Origin of the sequence: Vibrio sp. 10N.222.49.A3, assembly GCF_041475145.1 — a bacterium.
Classification (GTDB): domain Bacteria; phylum Pseudomonadota; class Gammaproteobacteria; order Enterobacterales; family Vibrionaceae; genus Vibrio; species Vibrio tasmaniensis_A.
Genome location: NZ_JBFRVM010000033.1, coordinates 34,172 through 53,447, shown reverse-complemented (window position 1 = coordinate 53,447; position 19,276 = coordinate 34,172). Strand labels below are relative to the sequence as shown.

At 42.8% G+C, this 19,276-nt stretch carries 17 protein-coding genes and 1 pseudogene; 6 read left to right on the top strand and 12 right to left on the bottom strand.

Features of this window, described 5'->3' with window-relative positions; translation table 11 throughout:
• Positions 1-226: 226 nt before the first annotated feature.
• A complete protein-coding gene (locus AB4589_RS06455; protein WP_009845471.1) occupies positions 227-469 on the bottom strand; it encodes a hypothetical protein in 243 nt (80 codons plus the stop codon).
• Positions 470-729: 260 nt separating this feature from the next.
• Complete coding sequence (locus AB4589_RS06450; protein ID WP_012600510.1) at positions 730-1,305, bottom strand: hypothetical protein; 576 nt, start codon at positions 1,303-1,305, stop codon at positions 730-732.
• Between the two features lie 96 nt (positions 1,306-1,401).
• On the opposite strand from AB4589_RS06450, the gene AB4589_RS06445 reads away from it, so the two are divergent.
• The 6 genes from AB4589_RS06445 (at position 1,402) to AB4589_RS06420 (ending at position 8,214) form a co-directional block, all read left to right on the top strand.
• The gene (locus tag AB4589_RS06445; RefSeq protein WP_372099814.1) at positions 1,402-2,082 is read left to right on the top strand and encodes an SH3 domain-containing protein; all 681 of its coding nucleotides are present in this window, start codon (positions 1,402-1,404) and stop codon (positions 2,080-2,082) included.
• A 567-nt stretch (positions 2,083-2,649) separates the two neighbouring features.
• Positions 2,650-3,390 carry an SDR family oxidoreductase gene (locus AB4589_RS06440; RefSeq protein ID WP_012600512.1) on the top strand — a complete coding sequence of 247 codons (741 nt, stop codon included), beginning with the start codon at positions 2,650-2,652 and terminating at the stop codon, positions 3,388-3,390.
• Between the two features lie 26 nt (positions 3,391-3,416).
• Positions 3,417-4,628, top strand: coding sequence for an acetyl-CoA C-acetyltransferase (locus AB4589_RS06435; protein ID WP_371709326.1), 1,212 nt, complete (start codon positions 3,417-3,419; stop codon positions 4,626-4,628).
• 132 nt (positions 4,629-4,760) lie between these two features.
• Positions 4,761-5,108 (top strand): phasin family protein, encoded by a 348-nt coding sequence (locus AB4589_RS06430; protein ID WP_012600514.1) that lies wholly within the window; start codon positions 4,761-4,763, stop codon positions 5,106-5,108.
• A 73-nt stretch (positions 5,109-5,181) separates the two neighbouring features.
• On the top strand, positions 5,182-6,993 hold the full coding sequence (phaC, locus tag AB4589_RS06425) for a class I poly(R)-hydroxyalkanoic acid synthase (RefSeq protein WP_372099812.1): 1,812 nt from the start codon (positions 5,182-5,184) through the stop codon (positions 6,991-6,993).
• Positions 6,994-7,284: 291 nt separating this feature from the next.
• A complete protein-coding gene (locus AB4589_RS06420) occupies positions 7,285-8,214 on the top strand; it encodes a DUF2860 domain-containing protein (RefSeq protein ID WP_372099810.1) in 930 nt (309 codons plus the stop codon).
• Positions 8,215-8,395: 181 nt separating this feature from the next.
• Here AB4589_RS06420 and AB4589_RS06415 read toward each other — a convergent pair whose 3' ends face one another.
• The 10 genes and pseudogenes from AB4589_RS06415 to AB4589_RS06370 form a co-directional block, all read right to left on the bottom strand.
• Positions 8,396-9,703 (bottom strand): HAMP domain-containing sensor histidine kinase, encoded by a 1,308-nt coding sequence (locus tag AB4589_RS06415; protein ID WP_135381545.1) that lies wholly within the window; start codon positions 9,701-9,703, stop codon positions 8,396-8,398.
• A 2-nt stretch (positions 9,704-9,705) separates the two neighbouring features.
• Positions 9,706-10,386: pseudogene (locus tag AB4589_RS06410) on the bottom strand (response regulator transcription factor).
• Positions 10,376-13,531 (bottom strand): efflux RND transporter permease subunit, encoded by a 3,156-nt coding sequence (locus AB4589_RS06405; protein WP_372099819.1) that lies wholly within the window; start codon positions 13,529-13,531, stop codon positions 10,376-10,378. Before AB4589_RS06405 ends, AB4589_RS06410 begins: the two are co-directional and overlap by 11 nt.
• Entirely contained in the window at positions 13,521-14,747 is a 1,227-nt protein-coding gene (locus AB4589_RS06400) for an efflux RND transporter periplasmic adaptor subunit (RefSeq protein ID WP_371709315.1), read from the bottom strand. Before AB4589_RS06400 ends, AB4589_RS06405 begins: the two co-directional genes overlap by 11 nt.
• Position 14,748: 1 nt before the next feature.
• Entirely contained in the window at positions 14,749-15,735 is a 987-nt protein-coding gene (locus AB4589_RS06395; RefSeq protein ID WP_372099808.1) for a TolC family protein, read from the bottom strand.
• Positions 15,713-16,117: a hypothetical protein gene (locus AB4589_RS06390; RefSeq protein WP_372099807.1), complete on the bottom strand. Its 405-nt coding sequence runs from the start codon at positions 16,115-16,117 to the stop codon at positions 15,713-15,715. Before AB4589_RS06390 ends, AB4589_RS06395 begins: the two co-directional genes overlap by 23 nt.
• Before the next feature lie 241 nt (positions 16,118-16,358).
• Complete coding sequence (locus AB4589_RS06385; protein ID WP_009845458.1) at positions 16,359-17,558, bottom strand: HD-GYP domain-containing protein; 1,200 nt, start codon at positions 17,556-17,558, stop codon at positions 16,359-16,361.
• Positions 17,559-17,967: 409 nt separating this feature from the next.
• Entirely contained in the window at positions 17,968-18,105 is a 138-nt protein-coding gene (locus AB4589_RS06380; protein ID WP_009845457.1) for a TIGR02808 family protein, read from the bottom strand.
• A gap of 11 nt (positions 18,106-18,116) precedes the next feature.
• Positions 18,117-18,698, bottom strand: coding sequence for a NapC/NirT family cytochrome c (locus AB4589_RS06375; RefSeq protein ID WP_009845456.1), 582 nt, complete (start codon positions 18,696-18,698; stop codon positions 18,117-18,119).
• A gap of 29 nt (positions 18,699-18,727) precedes the next feature.
• Positions 18,728-19,189: a nitrate reductase cytochrome c-type subunit gene (locus tag AB4589_RS06370; RefSeq protein WP_009845455.1), complete on the bottom strand. Its 462-nt coding sequence runs from the start codon at positions 19,187-19,189 to the stop codon at positions 18,728-18,730.
• Between the last annotated feature and the right edge of the window lie 87 nt (positions 19,190-19,276).

Here is a 19,276-nt window from a genome sequence, read left to right as displayed (position 1 = left end):
GAGCTAACGGTTTATACGAACAAACTGTCTATACGAACTAACAGTTTACACCGACTAAGCCGTAGGTAGGTGACACGCTGCCCGATGACATGAGCTGAAAAAGAAATGATTTTATGACTAATAGGAAGTACGGTCGCTATTAACGGCTATCTGACGAATGCGGATACGCAACAATAAAAAACGGAGCACCTCGTGAAAGGTACTCCGTATATGATAGGTGCAAAACTTAGTGATACTTAAAGTTAGAGATTGAACAATCCCCGGTTTGAGCGTTGATTCTGAATGAAAAAGCATGTGAATGATAATCCACACCGTCATTCCAAATCGTCTCTCCAAATATCTTACATAGCTCTAGCTCACTTACTGAACCGAACTCTTCCATGTGTTTAGCGACAGATAAAAGTTTACCTCTTATCTCTGCAGTCCCTTCCGTGTTACTCAAGCAGTTGAAAGCCATAGTTTTTTGCATATTACCTAGCCAAAATATTTCTTGTTATTAAGTTATATGAATAATCATGATAACAATTTTCTGGCGTTTGTAAATCTATTTTGTGATGAATATCTCACATAGTCGCTTGCATTGGTCGGAAATTGAACGTCATTGTTGATAGTTACCACATTAGTTTTACAACTTATTGATAAAGCTTTGACTGATTATATTTCTGAATGTGTTGGTTTGTTCGAACTATGATTATTGGGATAATCAAGTTAAGCAAGTGAGTAATCATTTCAGTTTTGTACATCGTTTATCGGTTGGTTTGTGTGGCGAGCTTCGTCAATCATCGTCGCTTCTTTACGGTATTTTGAAGAGAGCTGACGAAATTTTTTACTGAGTGTATAAAGATCTTGCGAGAGTGATTGTGAGCTTTGTACGTGTACCTGTGCACTTTCTGTTTGACGCGGTAGTCTTGCTTTAGCGCAGTGTTTAGCTATGGTTTGCCACGAATGCGTTAGAGACTCCGCTCCATCTAGTTCTGTAGACACAATATACGCCTGTTTTAATAGAACCTCAGAGACATCATAAGCGGTATTCATATGACTATTGAGCTGCACATTAAATCTTTGTTCGTACTTTGCCCAAAGCCCAATGATCTGCTTTTCGTTGAAATGTTTAGATAGCAACGTTTGTGATTCATAGGTCGAGAGAACTTGGTTAAATTCTTTGGTGTATTGATTATAGCGTTCTTCAAATGATAACTGGCGATCTAACAGTGTTTGCCAGTTTTCACGGTCACAATGGTCTGCTAACGCGATATCGGCACTCAGAGGTACACTTATAATGACAACCTTCACCAAAAAATTCATGATTTACCTCTACTTAACTCGCTCTCTATTAAGAGTATAGATGAGCAGCAACATGAGTTGATGTACACTTGAAACATACCTAAAACGGAAGAGCTGGTGGATTTGATGAAAAAAGCGCTGATCGCTTTACTTGTGTTATTAATATTGGGCGGAGGAGGGGCTGCATACTATTTCTTCGTCATGAAAAAAGACCCCACTCCGCCAGATAAAGAGGAAGCGCCGGCTGTTGAAGTCGCGGCGCAATCTGAATCTGACCTTGCATCCCTCACTACTACTCAGCCTGAGCCAGAACAGACTGAGTTCTACGTTTTAGATAGAAAACTAAAAGTAGTCGAGCAGCCCGAAATTGATGGTTTGATAACCGACTATCTTTATAAGGGTGAAAAGGTCGAACTACTAGAGAAGCAAGGCGAATGGGCTCGTATCTCTGACTATATTGTTTTAAAGGAAGGCGGACCACAGACGGCGGAATGGATTTCAATGTCTGGGCTATCTAGTGATGAAGTGATTATCTCTGAGCAAGAAAACAGAGAGATACTAGATTCATACTTATCTAAATCCGATGATCTGAAGCTCCATCAAGAGAAGTTCCGCAACACGGTAGCTAAACTTATCTCTGAAGGGGAGTGCGACCCAAGTGATTTTGAAGAGTTAGGCGGTTGGGTTAAATCAGTTAAATACAGTAACCGAGATGTTTATTTTATTTATTGTGGTGGGTTGTCTCTTGAAAACAAAATTTATCTAGATGTAAATACTAATGAAACATTCACGAAGTAGGAGCCGACTCCCATTTAATATGGGTATTCGTCACTGACTTTTAATTACTCTATTTTTCCAAGATATTAACTAAAGCCTACTCATAGATTGAGTGGGCTTTTTTATGCTACCTATAATGCTTGTTTTTCTATTTACCCTGCAATTCATATTGAAGATTATATATAACCATCATTAAATATTTATTAATGAGTAATAAGGTCTTTCCTATTATTCTCATGATCAATCATTTCAAATTCCCACATTGCATTCTTCTTGAAACAAGCTGAGAGATATAGGTTTATCTCATATTAACAAAGGCTTATCTGCTTGGTGATAAAACTGAAATTAAATAAACTTTATTAATATCAGAGTTTTGCATTTGTTTACATGTATTTAACATTTCATTGGTTTTGGGATGTAAGTCTAGTTTTTAATCATAATGCGAAAATATTATCTATTTGTAATAATACTTTTTGATTTTGAGTTGTAGGGTTTAATTAAAGCAAAACGTAAAGTTTAATTATCAACTAAGACATTATCTTATTAACATCATTGTTATTTAATTGCTTGTAAGGGATGGAATCATTAATGAAAAAACTTGCTTTAATTACAGGGTCAAAAGGCGGTATCGGCTCAGCAATTTCCTCTAAGTTAGTTGCAGACGGCTATCGTGTTATCGCGACTTATTTTACTGGGAATTACCAATGTGCCTTGGATTGGTTTAACGAAAAACAATTCACCGAAGATCAAGTGAGATTGTTTGAATTAGATGTTACCAATACTGCGGAATGTGCGCTGAGCTTAAGCAAGTTGTTAGAAGAAGAAGGCACGGTGGATGTGTTGGTCAACAATGCGGGTATAACGCGTGACAGTGTTTTTAAGAAGATGGATGCCGAAGCATGGAAAGACGTGATTGAAACGAACTTAAACAGCCTTTTCAATGTTACTCAACCACTGTTTGCGCCTATGTGTGAAAAGGGTAACTGCCGAGTCATCAACATCTCTTCCGTCAATGGTCTTAAAGGTCAATTCGGACAAACTAACTACTCAGCAGCGAAAGCCGGGATGATTGGTTTTTCAAAAGCGCTTGCCGCTGAAGGCGCTAGGAGTGGTGTGACGGTAAATGTTGTTGCCCCTGGCTACACAGGCACGCCTATGGTTGAACAAATGAAACCTGAAGTCCTTGATTCTATAAAGAATCAAATTCCAATGAAACGGTTAGCGACGCCTGTTGAAATTGCCGATGCAGTTGGCTTTTTAGCGAGTGAGTCTGGGGCGTACATTACAGGTGAAACATTGTCTGTGAATGGCGGCTTGTACATGCACTAATTGGCGAAACTGAAGGGATTGGAATGATGGAAAAAGTATTTATGGTTGCGGCTAAGCGCACTCCTATTGGTGCATTCACCGGGTCGCTAAAAAACGTATCTGCGGGCGAGTTGGCTGGCGTTGCGATCAAAGGCGCGTTGGAGTCTGTCGATCTTTCGTTGGATGCGATTGATGAAGTGATCGTTGGTAATGTGATTTCGGCAGGTCAAGGTATGGGGGTTGCTCGTCAGGCTTCCATCTATGCAGGGTTACCTGAGGAAACACCTGCATACGGTGTGAACATGATTTGCGGCAGCGGCATGAAGTCGGTGATGGACGCAGCGTCGCACATCAAAGCACAAGATGCTGAAGTGGTTATTGCTGCTGGCGTTGAAGTGATGTCCCAAATCCCTTTTGTAGTGCCCGCGAGTGTTCGTAATGGTCACAAAATGGGTGACATCTCGATGAAAGACTTGTTGGTTGGTGATGGCTTAACCGATGCGTTTAATCATTATCACATGGGCATGACGGCTGAAAATATCGCGAACACGTTAAATATCTCGCGCCTAGCTCAAGATAACTATGCCCTAGAAAGCCAACAGAAAGCCGTCGCAGCGATTGAGGCGGGTAAGTTTAGCGGGCAAATAGTGCCTGTAGAAGTCAAGCAGCGCAGACAAACCGTCATTTTTGATACCGATGAGTATCCGAAGTCAGACGCGACATTCGAAGCTTTGCAAAAGCTTCGCCCAGCCTTTGACCGTGAAGGTTCGGTTACGGCAGGTAACGCTTCGGGCATCAATGATGGCGCAAGTGCCATTATCTTAGCGTCTGAATCGGCGGTAGCGAAATATGGCCTGACACCTTTAGTGGAACTGACCAGTTACGCACAGTCAGGTTTGGACCCAAAGATCATGGGGTTAGGACCTGTAGAAGCGGTTTCTAAAGCGCTTGATAAAGCGAATCTCACCCTCGAAGAAATCGATTTGTTTGAATTGAATGAAGCGTTTGCAGCACAAGCCCTTGGCGTAATGTACCAATTGTCAGAGCAGCATGATTTACCGCTTGATGCGTTCAAGCCAAAGGTCAATGTGAATGGTGGTGCAATCGCGCTTGGTCACCCTCTAGGTGCGTCTGGCAATCGAATTATTGTTTCACTCATCTATGAAATGCTTGAACAGAAAACGACTTATGGCGTTGCTTCGCTCTGTGTGGGTGGAGGAATGGGAACCGCTGTTTTGCTAAAAGGTATTGAAGGTTAGAGCCTAAGGTATCGGTAGCAAGCTTAAAAACATCGGATCAGCTTTTCAAAGCATCGCGAGCTCATAGATGAATGTTGGCTGAAACGATGATTATACAAATTTATTAAACTATGTATTCATCAGGAGTTACTTATGTACACGGATATTTTCAAAACAATTACTGACCAAACAGAAAAGCAATTTGAACCGTACTTAAAGTTCAACAAGTTGGTTGCTAAGAACATTCAAACGATGACAGAACTGCAAATGAATGCGATGCAGACTTATACGGATATGGGTCTTTCTCAAATGAAGGCAGTAAGCGAAATCAAAGACGTAAACAGCCTGACCGCTTTCAATAGTCAACAACTCACGGCATTAACTCAACTGTCTCAGCAAATGATGAGTGACAGTACAAAATTGCAAGCGGCTGCCAAAGAATTCAAAGACGATGTTGAAACACTAACAACTGAAAACTTGAAAACAGTCACACCTGCATAAATTTAATCGCCATCGAATGAGGCAGTTTTACTGTGACATTCGGTGGCGATTTTCCGATTATTGGGGTCATGTTATGTTTCAACACTTCTTTTCGGACTACCTTGTTAAACTTCAACAAACAAACCAGCAATGGTGGGATAACTTTGAACAAAACAAGGAAGCCGCGCAATCTCCCCTAAATCAAGCGATGCAAGAATTGAATTTTGATGATGCATCAAAAATCTTCGAGCAAGCCGCCAACCAACCCGCCGTCCTGCTTCAGCTGCAATCTCAATGGTGGGAACAGCAACTGCAAATCTGGCAAAACGCAGCACTGATGGGCAACACTGAAAGTGTCATCTCAGAAGATCGCAGTGATAAGCGCTTTATCGATGATGCATGGAAGAACGACCCTTTCTATAGCTTCATCAAGCAATCCTATTTGTTATTCAGTAAAAGCTACATCGACACCATCAATTCTATCGAAGGCATCGACGAGAAAACCAAAGAGCGTGTGGCGTTCTTTTCACGTCAGGCAATCAATGCTCTCTCTCCTAGCAATTTCATTGCGACTAACCCAGAGTTGATGAAACTGACGCTTGAGCGAAATGGTGAAAACCTGCTTGATGGGTTAGAGCAGTTACAAGCAGACGTTGAAGCGAGTGCTGATATACTCAAGATCCGCATGACCAACAACAACGCTTTTCGATTAGGTGTTGATGTTGCTAACACGGAAGGTGATGTTGTCTTTCAAAACGAGTTGTTTGAACTGATTCAATATTATCCCAAGACGCCGCAGGTCAATGCGACGCCTTTGCTGATCGTCCCGCCATTCATCAACAAGTACTACATTCTTGACCTTTGTGAGAAGAACTCGATGGTACGCTGGTTACTTGAGCAAGGACATAGCGTATTCATGATGTCTTGGCGCAACCCAGGTGAAGCGCAGAAGGATACTGAGTTTGGTGACTATGTCACGGAAGGCGTGGTTAAAGCCGTTGCTGCGATTGAAAATATCACAGGCAAAGAACAAATCAATGCGGCAGGTTATTGTATTGGCGGCACGGTACTCGCATCTACGGTGGCTTACTACGCTGCGAAGCGCATGAAAAAGCGCATCAAAACAGCGACCTTTTTTACCACCTTGTTGGATTTCTCGCAGCCGGGTGAGGTGGGCGCGTACATCAATGAGACAATCATCAATGCTATTGAGAAGCAAAACGATGGCAAGGGCTATATGGATGGTCGTTCGTTGAGCGTGACGTTCAGTTTGCTTCGAGAGAACAGCTTATACTGGAACTACTATATTGATAACTACCTCAAAGGCAGTAGCCCGATGGAGTTTGATCTTCTGTACTGGAACAGTGATAGCACTAACGTGGCGTCTAAATGCCATAACTTCTTGCTGCGAGAGCTTTATCTTGAAAACAAACTGGTTCAAGACAAAGGCGTGAAAGTGGGCGGCGTATGGATTGATTTGAATAAAATTAAGATACCAAGCTACTTCATCTCGACCAAAGAAGACCATATCGCGTTGTGGCAGGGGACTTACCGTGGTGCATTGAACACTGGTGGCAACAAGACGTTTGTTCTGGGCGAGTCTGGTCATATCGCAGGCATTGTTAACCATCCAGAGAAAAAGAAATACGGCTACTGGTTGAACGACAACTTAGATGACTCTGCTGACGAATGGCTAAACAACGCAAGTCACAACGAAGGCTCATGGTGGACACACTGGGATCAATGGTTACAAGGCTTTGAAGCTGACGAGAAAGTCGAACCTTTCAATCAAGGTTCCGAGCTACACCCTGTGATTGGCAAGGCTCCGGGTAACTATGTAAAACAGGTACTTCCTATCGTCGATAAAGAAGTCGTTGATGTACAGGCTCCGAAAAGCGACGCTTAGCTTGTTTAACGTGAGTGGTTGATACCTATTTCTACTAGGGTATTAGCCACTTATATCAGAGGTGCACTTATCAAGCGCCTCAATACCCAAACGCCGAATACCACTTGAGGTGTAACAATACAAATCGTCGTAAAAAAAACGGCCGTCTAGAGTTGTTGCATATGCCGTCAGTATGCTCCCACTATGAAATATCTCTATTCACCCTAAATTTACCTTCGAGTTGGCAAACTATTCGCTACTTTCATAAGGAGAAGTAGCGATGAATTACCGCATGTTAATGACTCTAGGGTTTTGTTTAGTGCAAATGTATTGGCTGAACTTGATGAACCAGGCTGGGGAGGCGAAGTTGGAGTATTGGTCGGCTTTGGTAGTGAAACCGATGACTCAGAGGCTGTAAAAAAAGGCAGCTTGAACAGCAAGGGAGAATCGGATTCGAGTGCGCTTGTTGTACCACTGGGACAGTTGCGCTACACGTTTGGTTCAGATAGCGACCAGCAGGTCTTTATGGGGACCTCGCGTGGCGATATCATTGAAGGTGTTTTTGCTTTTGAATTTGGCTACGCACTGGAATATGGCAATGAATCGGTTGTATCGTTCTCTTACCTTCCAACAATCGCAAATGGTGAAGTATGGGAAGACCCGTTCATAGCCAATACTGCGAGGACTAAAACCGATATCTCTGGTGATACCTTTCGTGTACAACTCGACAACTTATTAGATATTGGTTTATCGGGTGATTTCGCTGTCTACAAGCAAGACATTAAAAATGACAAATCGGGCGTTCACCTAGGAGTGCCAACAGGTGTACTCCAACGTGACGCTAAAGGCTATTATGCAAGCCTATCTATGGAGATGCCTGTTAGTGGGAGCTCTTTTATCGAACCATCGTTGTCTTATCAAAAACATCTTGCAGACGGTGAAGCAGTTTCTTTCTCTTATTACTCTGGCTCGTTGACCTACATAATGATGGTGGATGATCATGCATTCTCGGTCAATGCAGATTACAGCCACCGCTCATATGATGCATCCAATCCAGTATTCAAGAAAACACGTGAAGACAATGGATATAGCGCAACGCTTGGCTATGAATATATGGACGTTATGGGTTGGCAAGACTGGGGATTCAACGCATTAGCGGGTTATTCTAGTAACAATTCCAATATCGCATTCTATGATACCAGCGGATATTTGATGAGTGTTGGTGTTAGCTATCACTTTTAAGTAATTGACTACTTAATCACGATGAGTTGAGGGCTAGCATATTTGTTAGCCCTTTTTACTGTTTACTTTTTCGGCTAGAGGCTGCGACTGAATATGAGTGATGAAGCTTAAATTCAGTCAATGGCGACCCAAAATGTCCGGTCGGACCGCCATGAAGCTTGGTCATTCAACTTAAACGAAGTTAAGTATTGGTATTTGATTTTTCTTCGACCGGCAAATGAAGCCGAGCCAACAAGCCTCCCTCTATTTCCTCTGCTTCAAGGTGCCATCCTAGCTTCTTACATATTTTCTCGGTTAAATCCTGCCCAAGGCCAAAGCTATCTTGAAATGGCAGATCAAGTTCCTGTGTGTTTATATTCTTGATGACTATGCTGTTTTCTTCGAAATAGATATGGATAGTGCCGCTATGTGTGTATTGGAAAGCGTTACGAATGAGGTTACCAACGACAATTTTGATTGGAGTCTCTGGAAGTTCCACTGTTGGGGCATGAAGGTAATTGCGGATGATGTCGATCTCTTCACCTTGAATTAAATACTCCAACTCTTCTATCAAATTATCTAATAAAGCGACGACCGAAACTAAGCTCTGATTCGGTGGCGTTTCACTCTTTCGGACTAGCCAGAGCATGGTTTCGGTAATTTGCTGCATGTTGCTGCTCGCGCGGTCGATACGATTGATCGGGCGCTGTAAATCTGAGGGCAGGGAGATGCGCTCTAAGATCTCCATATTTGCTCGTATGATTGCAATAGGCGTTCTCAATTCGTGACTAGCATGAGATAGAAAACGTTGTTCTCTTTCTACCAAATGCGCATTCTTACTGAGTGCCTTTTCTAGATAAAGCGCAACTCGATTGTATTCACTGAATTTAAAGTTGGGAGCGGGGTTCGCCAATAGGTCGTTGGACGCGCTTTCTGACCATTCGACGAGTTGTTCGGTTTTTTTTCCTACTCGGTAACTGTAGAGCCAAAGCGCTAATACAATAAAAAATATATAGCCAAGAGCAATATAGATAATAAGGTTGAAGCGATGATCGAACCACACATCTATTGTGTCGCCAATTAGGCGGTAGTCGTACCGAGCGACTCCGAATACCAATCGTCCGTCTTCGAGAGCAAAACGGTAGACACCAAAGACAGCCTCTTTCTTGATGTCGTTGGTAACCGTTTCATCAACGAAGACGACAGTGAACTCATCATTAACAAATGTCACATCCCGAAGTACGTCTTTACCATCGACCTTTATGTTAGGCAATTGGTCATAATAAAATGACACTACGTAAGATTTAGGTAGTTTGGCTTCTGGATTTATAAGGCGTACTTCGTTAAAGCTCAACCATTCACTGGCGAGTCGCATTTTTACTGAATCTTCTATTCCATATTCAAAGTGACGGATTAAAAGTTCTCCGAATAGTAAGGCTGTCAGAAGTGACAAGCCCAAGAAAAAGGTAGTAAGGTGACCCCGTATTGGGAAGCTCTTTTTCATGCTCATGGTTACTCTTTTATCCTCAGACCTTGGCCAACGACGGTTTCAATCAACTTAGATTCAAAAGGCTTATCGATTTTTTGTCTCAGTTGATAAACCTGTACTTTTATGTTGTTACTTTCTGGTGCGTCATTTGGCCACAATCACTCCTCTATTTCTCTACGAGTAACGACTTGTGGAGTTCGGCGCATGAGGAGTTCTAAAAGCATTAGATTGAGTCGATTTAAGTCCAAGACTTGTCCTGATCTTGATACTTGCTGGCTTTCTAGGTCATAGACTAAGTCACCTTGTACTAACCTTTTTTGTTGGCTACTTCTTCGCTTAGAGAGCGCCTTGATACGTAAGGTGAGCTCTTTCATTGCAAATGGCTTGATTAAGTAGTCATCGGTGCCTGCATTGAAGCCAGCTTCTTTGTCTTGCAGCGTATCTTTTGCCGTCAGCATCAAAATAGGCGTATCGTCACCGTCGTCTCGAAGTCTTTCACAGACAGTAAAACCATCTATTTTGGGTAACATTAGGTCAAGAAGAATAACGTCATAGTAGTTTTGTTTTGCGAGTGTAAAACCGCTTAACCCATTGTAAGCATGATCGCATTTGATGTTTTCAAATTCGAGAAACTCTGCAACTGAAGCGGCGAGCTCCTTGTCATCTTCAACTAATAACACGTTGATAGATAAGTTAGATTTCATTTTTCTTAACCCCAGTAAAAGAAGCGGATCGTTGGGTGGTTATGTTGTGAAACAGCTGCTTGATATCTTGCTGAACCATTAGCAATACGGGTACCAAAAGAAGTGTTATTACCGTTGCAAATAAGATTCCATACCCCATTGACGTAGCTGCTGGTATTAAAAACTGAGCTTGAGGAGAGGTTTCTGACAGTAAGGGCACTAAGCCAAAATACGTGGTTGCAGAAGTCAGCACAATAGCCCTTAAGCGTCCTGTTCCTGATTCAATTAACGCCTCGTATACGGTATCACCACTCATTATCTTGGTATTAAAGCGTGAGATAAGTAAGAGGCTATCATTCACGACGACCCCGGTTAATGCAAGCATTCCGAACAGAGAAAGTATACTGATGGGTATCCCTTGGATTAAGTGTCCCATCAAGGCGCCCACAATACCAAATGGAATTGTGCACATGATCAGCAGTGGCTGGAAATATGAGTTGAGTGGTATTGCAAGCAATGCGTAGATGCCGACAAGAGCGATAGCAAACACGCTATACAGTGAATTAGATATTTGTTCCTGCTCTTGTTGCTGTCCAGAAAGGACAATGTTTAGGTCACGATACTTATTCTGTAATCTTTTAAACAGGTCGCTATCTAACTTATCAATGATCTCTTCTGGAGAGGCGATAGTTTTATCAACATCAGCTGATATCACATTGACTCTGTTACGATTCATTCGTTCAATGTTTTTGGACACATATCGAGTCGATATATTGGCTACCGCATTGAGTGGTACTAACTTACCATTGCCCAAGCGAATTTGTGCGTATTTGAGATTATCCAGTGTTTGTCTTTTTGCCCGCGGATACTGAATTTTGACCTTTATTTCATGCGAACCTTCTTGAAATTGCTGCACTTCATAACCTTGATAGGCCATGTTGAGTTGTTGTAAGAGGTTCGATGTAGTAAGCCCCATCGTTAACCCCATATCGTTAACTTTAATATCAACTTGGGCTTGTGTATTCGCGAGGCTACTTTTTATGCCATGCACACCTTGTACATTACTGAGATGCTCAGTCAGTTCGCGAGTTGCGTTGCTGATCGTTGCTTCATTTTGACTTCTTAATTCTATGCTTATTGCTTTATCGCTGATCATATCGGCTAAGAAATTGGCGCTGTCTATGCCTTCAAGTGTTGGGGCCATGGATTGCCATTCTTTAGCGATAGCACCCGCGCTGATTGGGCGTTGAGTGTTGCTCGAAAGGCCAACAATGATTTGCGAACTGTTATTGGTGGTTTCTACCAATACACTTTGGATTGGTGGTACAGACAGCGCATATTGCTTCACCAACGAATCATTCAATGATGCCGCCATTTGTTCAACTTTAAGTGTTTCACGTTGTACTAATCCGTAGCCAGTATCATCTTCGAATGCGAGCTCGATCGTGATGAAGTTAGTAGAAATCTCCGGGAAAAATACCGACTTAAGTTTGCCGGTTATTAGCGAACCGCCAACTAGAATACACAGGGAAAAAAAGCCACAAATTACAGCATAACGGTAGCGTATAGCCAGTTGTAAACAGGGTTTGTAGAGATGCCAAGTGATGTATTTGAAACCACGTAGAACACGCTGTTGAATATAGTGCCATACGGCAGGGATACCCCATGCTGAAGTCGGTTCCATTTTGACTCGGGCAAGGTGAGCTGGGAGAATTAATTTGGACTCAATGAGTGAGAAAATCAGACAGAAAGTTGCAGCCATGGCAAATTGCGCAAAGATCTTACCGAGTTCCCCTTCGATTAAGCTGAGAGACATAAAAGCGACGATGGTCGTCAACACACCAAATGTGGTTGGTGTTGCCACTTTTTGCGCGCCAGCGATGGTCGACTCAACGGAAGCTCCGTGTTTCTCTCTTTGTTCGTAAATACTTTCACCAATGACGACTGCATCATCAACAACAATTCCGAGGGCCATGATGAAGCCAAAGGTGGTTAATTCATTAAGGGTGAGTCCAAAGAAAGAATCTCCCATAAGGACCATTGCGCCGGCAAACGTAACAGGTAGGCCAACGGCAACCCAGAAAGCCACACGTATGTTTAAGAGCAGAGCCAGTAAAATAACAACGAGAGCGATACCTTGAGCACTGTTCTTAAGTAGCAAAGATAAACGGTTTTTAATCGGCTCACTTTGATCATTCCATTGGGTCAGGTGGATACCGTTCGGCAGAGTCAATTGGTAAGCATCAACGATGGATTTGGTCTCTTGGGCTAGCTGGTTGATGTTTGATTGACCATACATTTTCACCTTTAATCCTACTGATGGATGGCCGTTATAACGAGTAATGATGCCGTCGTCGTCAGATCCTAATTCAATATGTGCCACGTCGGACAAGAGTATGGTTTGCCCTGTTGCTGTGCGTTTAATTGGCAGCGAAGCGAACTCTTTCGCGCTTCGGTGTTGCTGGTCCGCTTTAAGAACTAACGTCCCTTGAGAACCTTTGAGCTGGCCGGCCGTTTGGGTTAATGATTCTGCTCTAATTTGGCTGACGATTTGCTCCATCGTAAGACTGAAAGCTTGCAATTTGGCCTCGTCAATTTCAATCGAGACCTGCTGAGATTTTCGGCCAATGTAATCAACCTTTTGTATCAAAGGAGAGTCTAGGAGCTTGTGTCGTAACTCGTCTAAATAACGCTGTAATGCACCGATAGGCACGTCACCAAACAGGTTAATTGAAACTACCTCTTCAAGGTCGGCTTGACGCGTGATCACTGGTTTTTTTGCTTCACTAGGTAAATCGCCAATAGCATCAACCACACTTTTTACATCTTGTTGCAGTTTGTCGAGTGAATAGCCACTCGACTTAGTGATGGTTACCGTTGCACCGTCACTATTTGAACTGCTGTGTATTTGTTTGATGCCTTCTACACCTAACAATGAATCTTCGATTTTTATCGCAATGCTTTCTTCAGCCGAGCGGGCTGAGCCACTTTGATATTCGACACTTACCGTAATATTGGTTGGGGGGAGTGAGGGGAAGCTTTCTACCCGTGATTGGATAACCGAAAAACCGCCCGCGACTATGATCAAAACCATTAAAAGATTTGCGGCAACTGGGTTGTGAACAAACCATGCGATAACGCCATGAGTTTTTAGGTTATTGTCCATCATTCACCTCTTTAAGTGATTTGTCCCCAGAGGCAGGAGTCGGGAGGCTCCGATTTAATGCGAGTTTTTCCGTGTCGTCTGCGTGAGAGCTATCCGAAAGTGCTAATACTTGCATTCCCTCCACGTAGCTGGACAACGGCTTTACAACCAAAGTGATGTGTTGATTTAGGTTGCCCTGTTCAAAACCAATCGCATCGATATCTTGAAACAGTGATTGAGTCTTGTGACGATGAAGTTGACCTTCTTTGACGTACCAAATATTGCCGTCTGCAGTAATGGAAGAGGATGAAACTACAAAACTATCTGAGTGGCTCTTACCTTGAATGACAACTCTAACAAAGCTCCCGATCAGCAAAGGATCTGGCTGTTGAAGAGGGGAGTCTATTTTTAATATGAGGTTACGCATACGTGTTGATTGTTCCACGAGCAGTGAAAGGTGACTCGCCCGTGCTGCCCATTGTTGCCCTGAATCTAAATCAGATGCTGACTGAATTGTCACCGACAGTGCACTCAAATCGGAGGGGAGCTGTTGCCAGTCGCGTTCTGTGAGCTGAAGATGTACTTCAGCAGTTTCTATGGATTTGATCTGTCCCAACGAGGTTCCGGATGCAACAACACTGCCTGTGGTGACGTTGCTTTGGCTGACAATGGCATTATAAGGAGCATGGATATTCGTGTTATTTAGTTGTTGCTTAGCATCTTCAACTGCTTGTTGTGCGGCGTTTAATCGTGCCTTTGCTGCTTTAAACTGAGGCTCTCGCAAAGCGAGGGGGCTCGGTGCCTCTTCTATACCTGAAGTTTTCCATTCTTTTTGAGCACGTTGATGTTTGCGTTGTTCTTGGAAAAATGAAAGTTGTGCGTTAGCTAGATCCTTTTCTGCGTTAGCCAGCAGTACTTGGTAACTGGAATCGTCAATGTGAAATAGCAGATCACCTTTAGAGATTTGTTCTCCTAGTTTAAATTTTTTTGCTTTCGAAAGAATCACTCCTGAAACCTGGCTCGTGAGCGTTAAAGTTTCTTCTGGAATTACCTGCCCGTAACCTTCAATGGTAGAGCGGTGTTGCCCGGCAGCAATGTCGACTGTTGTGACTTTGATATATTGTCGAGGCTGAGCTTCCAGCGCTAACGTTGTTTCTTCGGGGATTGACTTCATGATGTACATCGCGGTGGCAATGATACTGAGCAAGCCCAAAGCCGTAACAAGTATCTGTTTCATTTTAAACCCCCATTCCTAATGCTAACCCTAAGGTAATTCTGTTTGAGAGCCGAGTACGCTGAGTATTAAGCAACTGGATTTTAGATTGGTAAATAGATTGTTGGGCGATAAGCAGTGCCAAAACGTCACTGGCTCCTTCCTGGTAAAGGTTTTGATAGTTTTTCATACTAGCCTTGGAGAATGTAAAAGCATCTCGATAATGCTGTTCTTGTTGTTTGAGGTAGAACTCTTTGTCTAGTGCATTTCCTACCTCATTGATGGCAACCAATAGTTTCTTTTGGTAATCAACAAAGCTCTCTTCTGCTTGAAGCTGAGCTATTTTTGCTTGGGTTTGTAGTGATGATTGGTCAAGAAGAGGTGCGCGGATCCCCCCAACGAGATTCCACAGGGAAGGATTGTCGATAAGCTGGTTTGGTGTTGAACCGCTACGATAAACAGAGGCAGACAGCGTGAATTTAGGCAGTAGATCTTTGTAAGCAACTGCCGCGCTTTTGTCGGCGGCGAGCACTTGCTGATAAGCGGCAAGGAGGTCAGGACGTGATCCAATCATTTCTCCGGGAAGACGTAATGGCGGAGCTTCAACTTCTGGGATCGTGAAAATCATTCGGTTAAGCTGGGTGTCGCTCTTACCTCGTAAGGTATTAAGGCCTCTGATTGCGATAAGCTGATCTTGTTCTTTAGCCGCTAAACTCGCTCTTACTCTGGATGTTGCAGCACGAGCGGTGTCGAGGTCTGCTTGTTCTTTAAACCCATCGAGCACTTGCTCTAGTACAATATTCTCAGTGTTTGAAAGGCTTTGTAGCCAGCGTTGTTCAACCCCGATCACTCTTGCTCTGTAAGCAACATCAAGCCACGCCTCTATTACGCGAGCCGCGAGAGAGTTTTGTGCGTAAGCATAGTCGAGTTGTGTTGCCTGTTGTTTCGCGTTAGCTGCGCTTGCTGAGTCAGCTAAGCGTCCCCAAACATCAAACTCCCAACTTAAATTCAAAGACAGTTTGTGACTGTTCTGAATTTGACTTGTTTTTTTGTCTAGAGGCTTGAAAGTCTGTATTTAAAGAAGGTTGAAGGTATTGATCACTTTGAGCCGCTAATAGTTCAGCTTGCTTCAAGCGAAGTGCAGTTTTATGTAGGTCGTGGTTATTGGTGAGGGCTTCTTGAACCAGATCGGCGAGAGCTTGATTGTTGAACAGCGAGAGCAATTGTGTCGACATCGTAGTGTTTACGTATCGTTGAGAGCTTTCCCATTGCTCGGGAATCTGGGTTGTATTGTTCAAACTGGCTTGCGGCGTTGGTGATAGAGAAGCGCAACCCGTGAGATAGGTCAGACTACCCAGTAGTAATAACGCGGATAGGGGGTGGTGTGTGTTCATGCTGTCTTACTCTAAGGTATTTATCTATAGATATACCTAACAGCGAGTAAATTGGAGGTGAAATGAGTGTTTGGTTATTGATTAAAATTGGATATGGATATGGGCTAGTAAAGGGTTTATGAAAGAACTTCTGAAAAAATAAAAGCCACTGAAATCAGTGGCTTTCTAGACTTGTCCGTTTTATCTAATCAGACCATACATGGAATGTGCTCACCTCATACCCCTCGAATAGCAGGCTCTATTAAAAGAAAGGGGTGACATCAATTTCAGCCTTCGTAGGAGAAATTGCTTTTACAATCGTATGCCAGCTGTGTTTTAAATCCACATACTTGACGTCAATGAAACGTTTATTCTTTCGTGAATAGAAGCACTTAACGACAGGCTCAACAGGAGCATCATCATTCGATGACCATACGATTCCAAGATGGCCATTGCTCAGCTCAACGATGGCCCCAATAGGGAAAATACCAATGCAATTAATAAATTTGTACACCAATTGCCGGTCTAAGTGATTAGGTGTCATACCTAACATTATTTTAAACGCTTCCGCTGGGCTCATTCCACGTTTGTAGCAACGGTCAGCCGTCAATGCGTCATAGATATCGACGATACAAGCCATTCGGCCGTGCTGCGGAATTTGCTCGCCACTCAATCCATTAGGGTAACCTGTACCATCTAACTTTTCATGGTGCATTAAACATACATCACGGCTAATTTGACTTAAGCCTTCGATTTTTTTGATGATAGGTTTAGCAAATACTTGGTGTTGCTTGATGTGAGCGAATTCCTCCTCGGTTAAACGAGAAGGCTTGTGCAAAACATTATCATCGATATGCACTTTACCGACATCATGAATAATCCCACCAATAGCCAATGGCTTTAATCGGTCTTTGCCAAAACCCAAATGCTTGCCAAATGTGACCAAAAGTGTGGCGACATTAACGGAATGTTCAAGCAAATAGGCATCTTTCTTACGTAATGCAGAAACACATTGCAAGGCATCTGAATTGATCAGTGCTGATTCAATCAGCTCATCCGCCCAACCATCCAGTTCATCCGCAACAAACGTATGCGAATCAAATGTTGCCGTAATAATTTTCTGAGCAAGACCGCGCGCTTCTTGGATGATTCGCTCTGCATTTTTTTGTCTTACTTCTCGAGAGACCAATTTACTTGGAGAATTTTTACTGCTCTTTTGTTGTTCCTCACTCGTTTCGTCATCAGGAACGGGGTGAAATTTACAACCTTTAGCAGAGAGCTTCTTGTCAACCCAGACATACTTAATGCCTTTATTAACTAATGTATCAATTCCTTTTTTTGAAGACACGCGTCCAGCGTTAGATAAATAAACACGCTCACTTTTCTGAATTGATGTAACAAACATTCCCACAACCAATGTGTTTATGGAAATTTTTACTGAGTCTTTAAGGTCGAACTGCATTAAATTCAATTAAGTGTTGTCAAAAACAGTGTGATTCTAATCCAATTTCGCGACGAATCTAGTCAAATTGTTGATTTATTTACTCAAAACACCTGAAATTAAAAACAAAAGGCCGAAATGTCACAGAGTTATGCTTCGATCTTAGCGATATTGTTTACAACGGTTAAGTGGCAGTGGTGTAGTAATAAGCGTTCTTTTCTAATCGAAGTGTCTATCTAAAGGGCTCTGTAGAAAGGTACTTTGTATTGTGGATGTGACTTAAGAGGTGAGGTAGGGAGGTTGCCACCTATTAATAAAAAGATAAAACGTTAGATATTAAAAAAGCCACTGAAATCAGTGGCTTTTTAGAGTCAACCCATATCAGAATGGATTAAAATTAGCTGATAAAAGTTGACGTACTCTTCGATTTCTAATCGATTTCTTTGTCTTTAGTCATAGATAAAAGCCAAAGAGATACGGCTGCAACACCTGCAAAGCCACCAAGAATGATAACTGGCATAGCGCTGTAACCTAGGATGTGCCAAATTACGTTCTCTAAAGTACTCATTCAATCGCTCCTTATTGCCAGCCTTCAACGCCGTGCATGTCTGGTAGTTTGTGTGCGATACCTTTGTGACAGTCTACACACGTTTTTTCACCAGAAGCTAGCGCTGTCGAGTGTTGTTTCGCACTACGAGGGCTCTGCTCTGAGAAGTCCATGTAATCGAACTGGTGACAGTTACGACACTCAAGTGAATCATTCTTTTTCAATCGAGCCCATTCGCGTTCTGCTAAGTGAGCACGACGTGCTTTGAACTTTTCTTCAGTATTGATGGTTTTCGCAATAAAGTGTGCGTATAGCTCTTTAGAAGCCTGAACCTTACGAACAATTTTATCTGTCCACTCATGAGGTACGTGACAGTCTGAACAGATAGCACGAACACCAGAACGGTTAGAGTAGTGAATTGTTTCTTGGATTTCAGCAACGATAGGTGCGTGACAACCAGAACAGAACTCTTCCGTATTGGTTGCTTCCATACCCGTGTTGAATGCACCCCAGAACAAAAGACCACCCGAGAAACCCAAGAACAAAACAACGCCTACCGCTGCTTTACTTGGTGTCGCGAGTCTTTTCCAAAACGCTTTAAGTAATTTTATCATATATAGCCTCTCTTACAGTCCGGCTACGATTAACGCAGTGAATCTACAGGTTTGAACTCGTTCTCAACTAGCGGTTTAGCATTAGCTTGAGGTACGTGACACTGTAGACAGAAGTAACGACGAGGTGAAACATCAGCAAGTACCGCATCTTCGCGGTTCATGTAGTGAGTTACACTCACTTTAGTTGCACCCATTTCTTTTGCGTTTTTCCAGCTATGACAAGCAAGACACTTGTTAGCGTTAAGAGACACTTCATAGCTACGAATAGTATGAGGTACTAAAGGTGGTTGGTATACGTAGTCACTCTCAAGTACTTGGTCACGAGGAAACTTTTTGAAGTCATCTGCTGCGCGAGTTGCTTCAAGTTCACTTGCACCACGTAGAGATTCTACGCCACCAATGCCGCCTGGGTTATCCAGCTCAGCTTGAGCTTGAACTGCACCAGCTAGCAAAAGACCAGCTGATAGTAGGGCAGTAATCAGTTTTTTCATGGTTAATTTCTCCGCCTAAAGGCTAATTCTTTGAGTGGACTACTTCCTTCAAAAAGTGATGAAAAAAGTAGTCGCAATATTAAATAC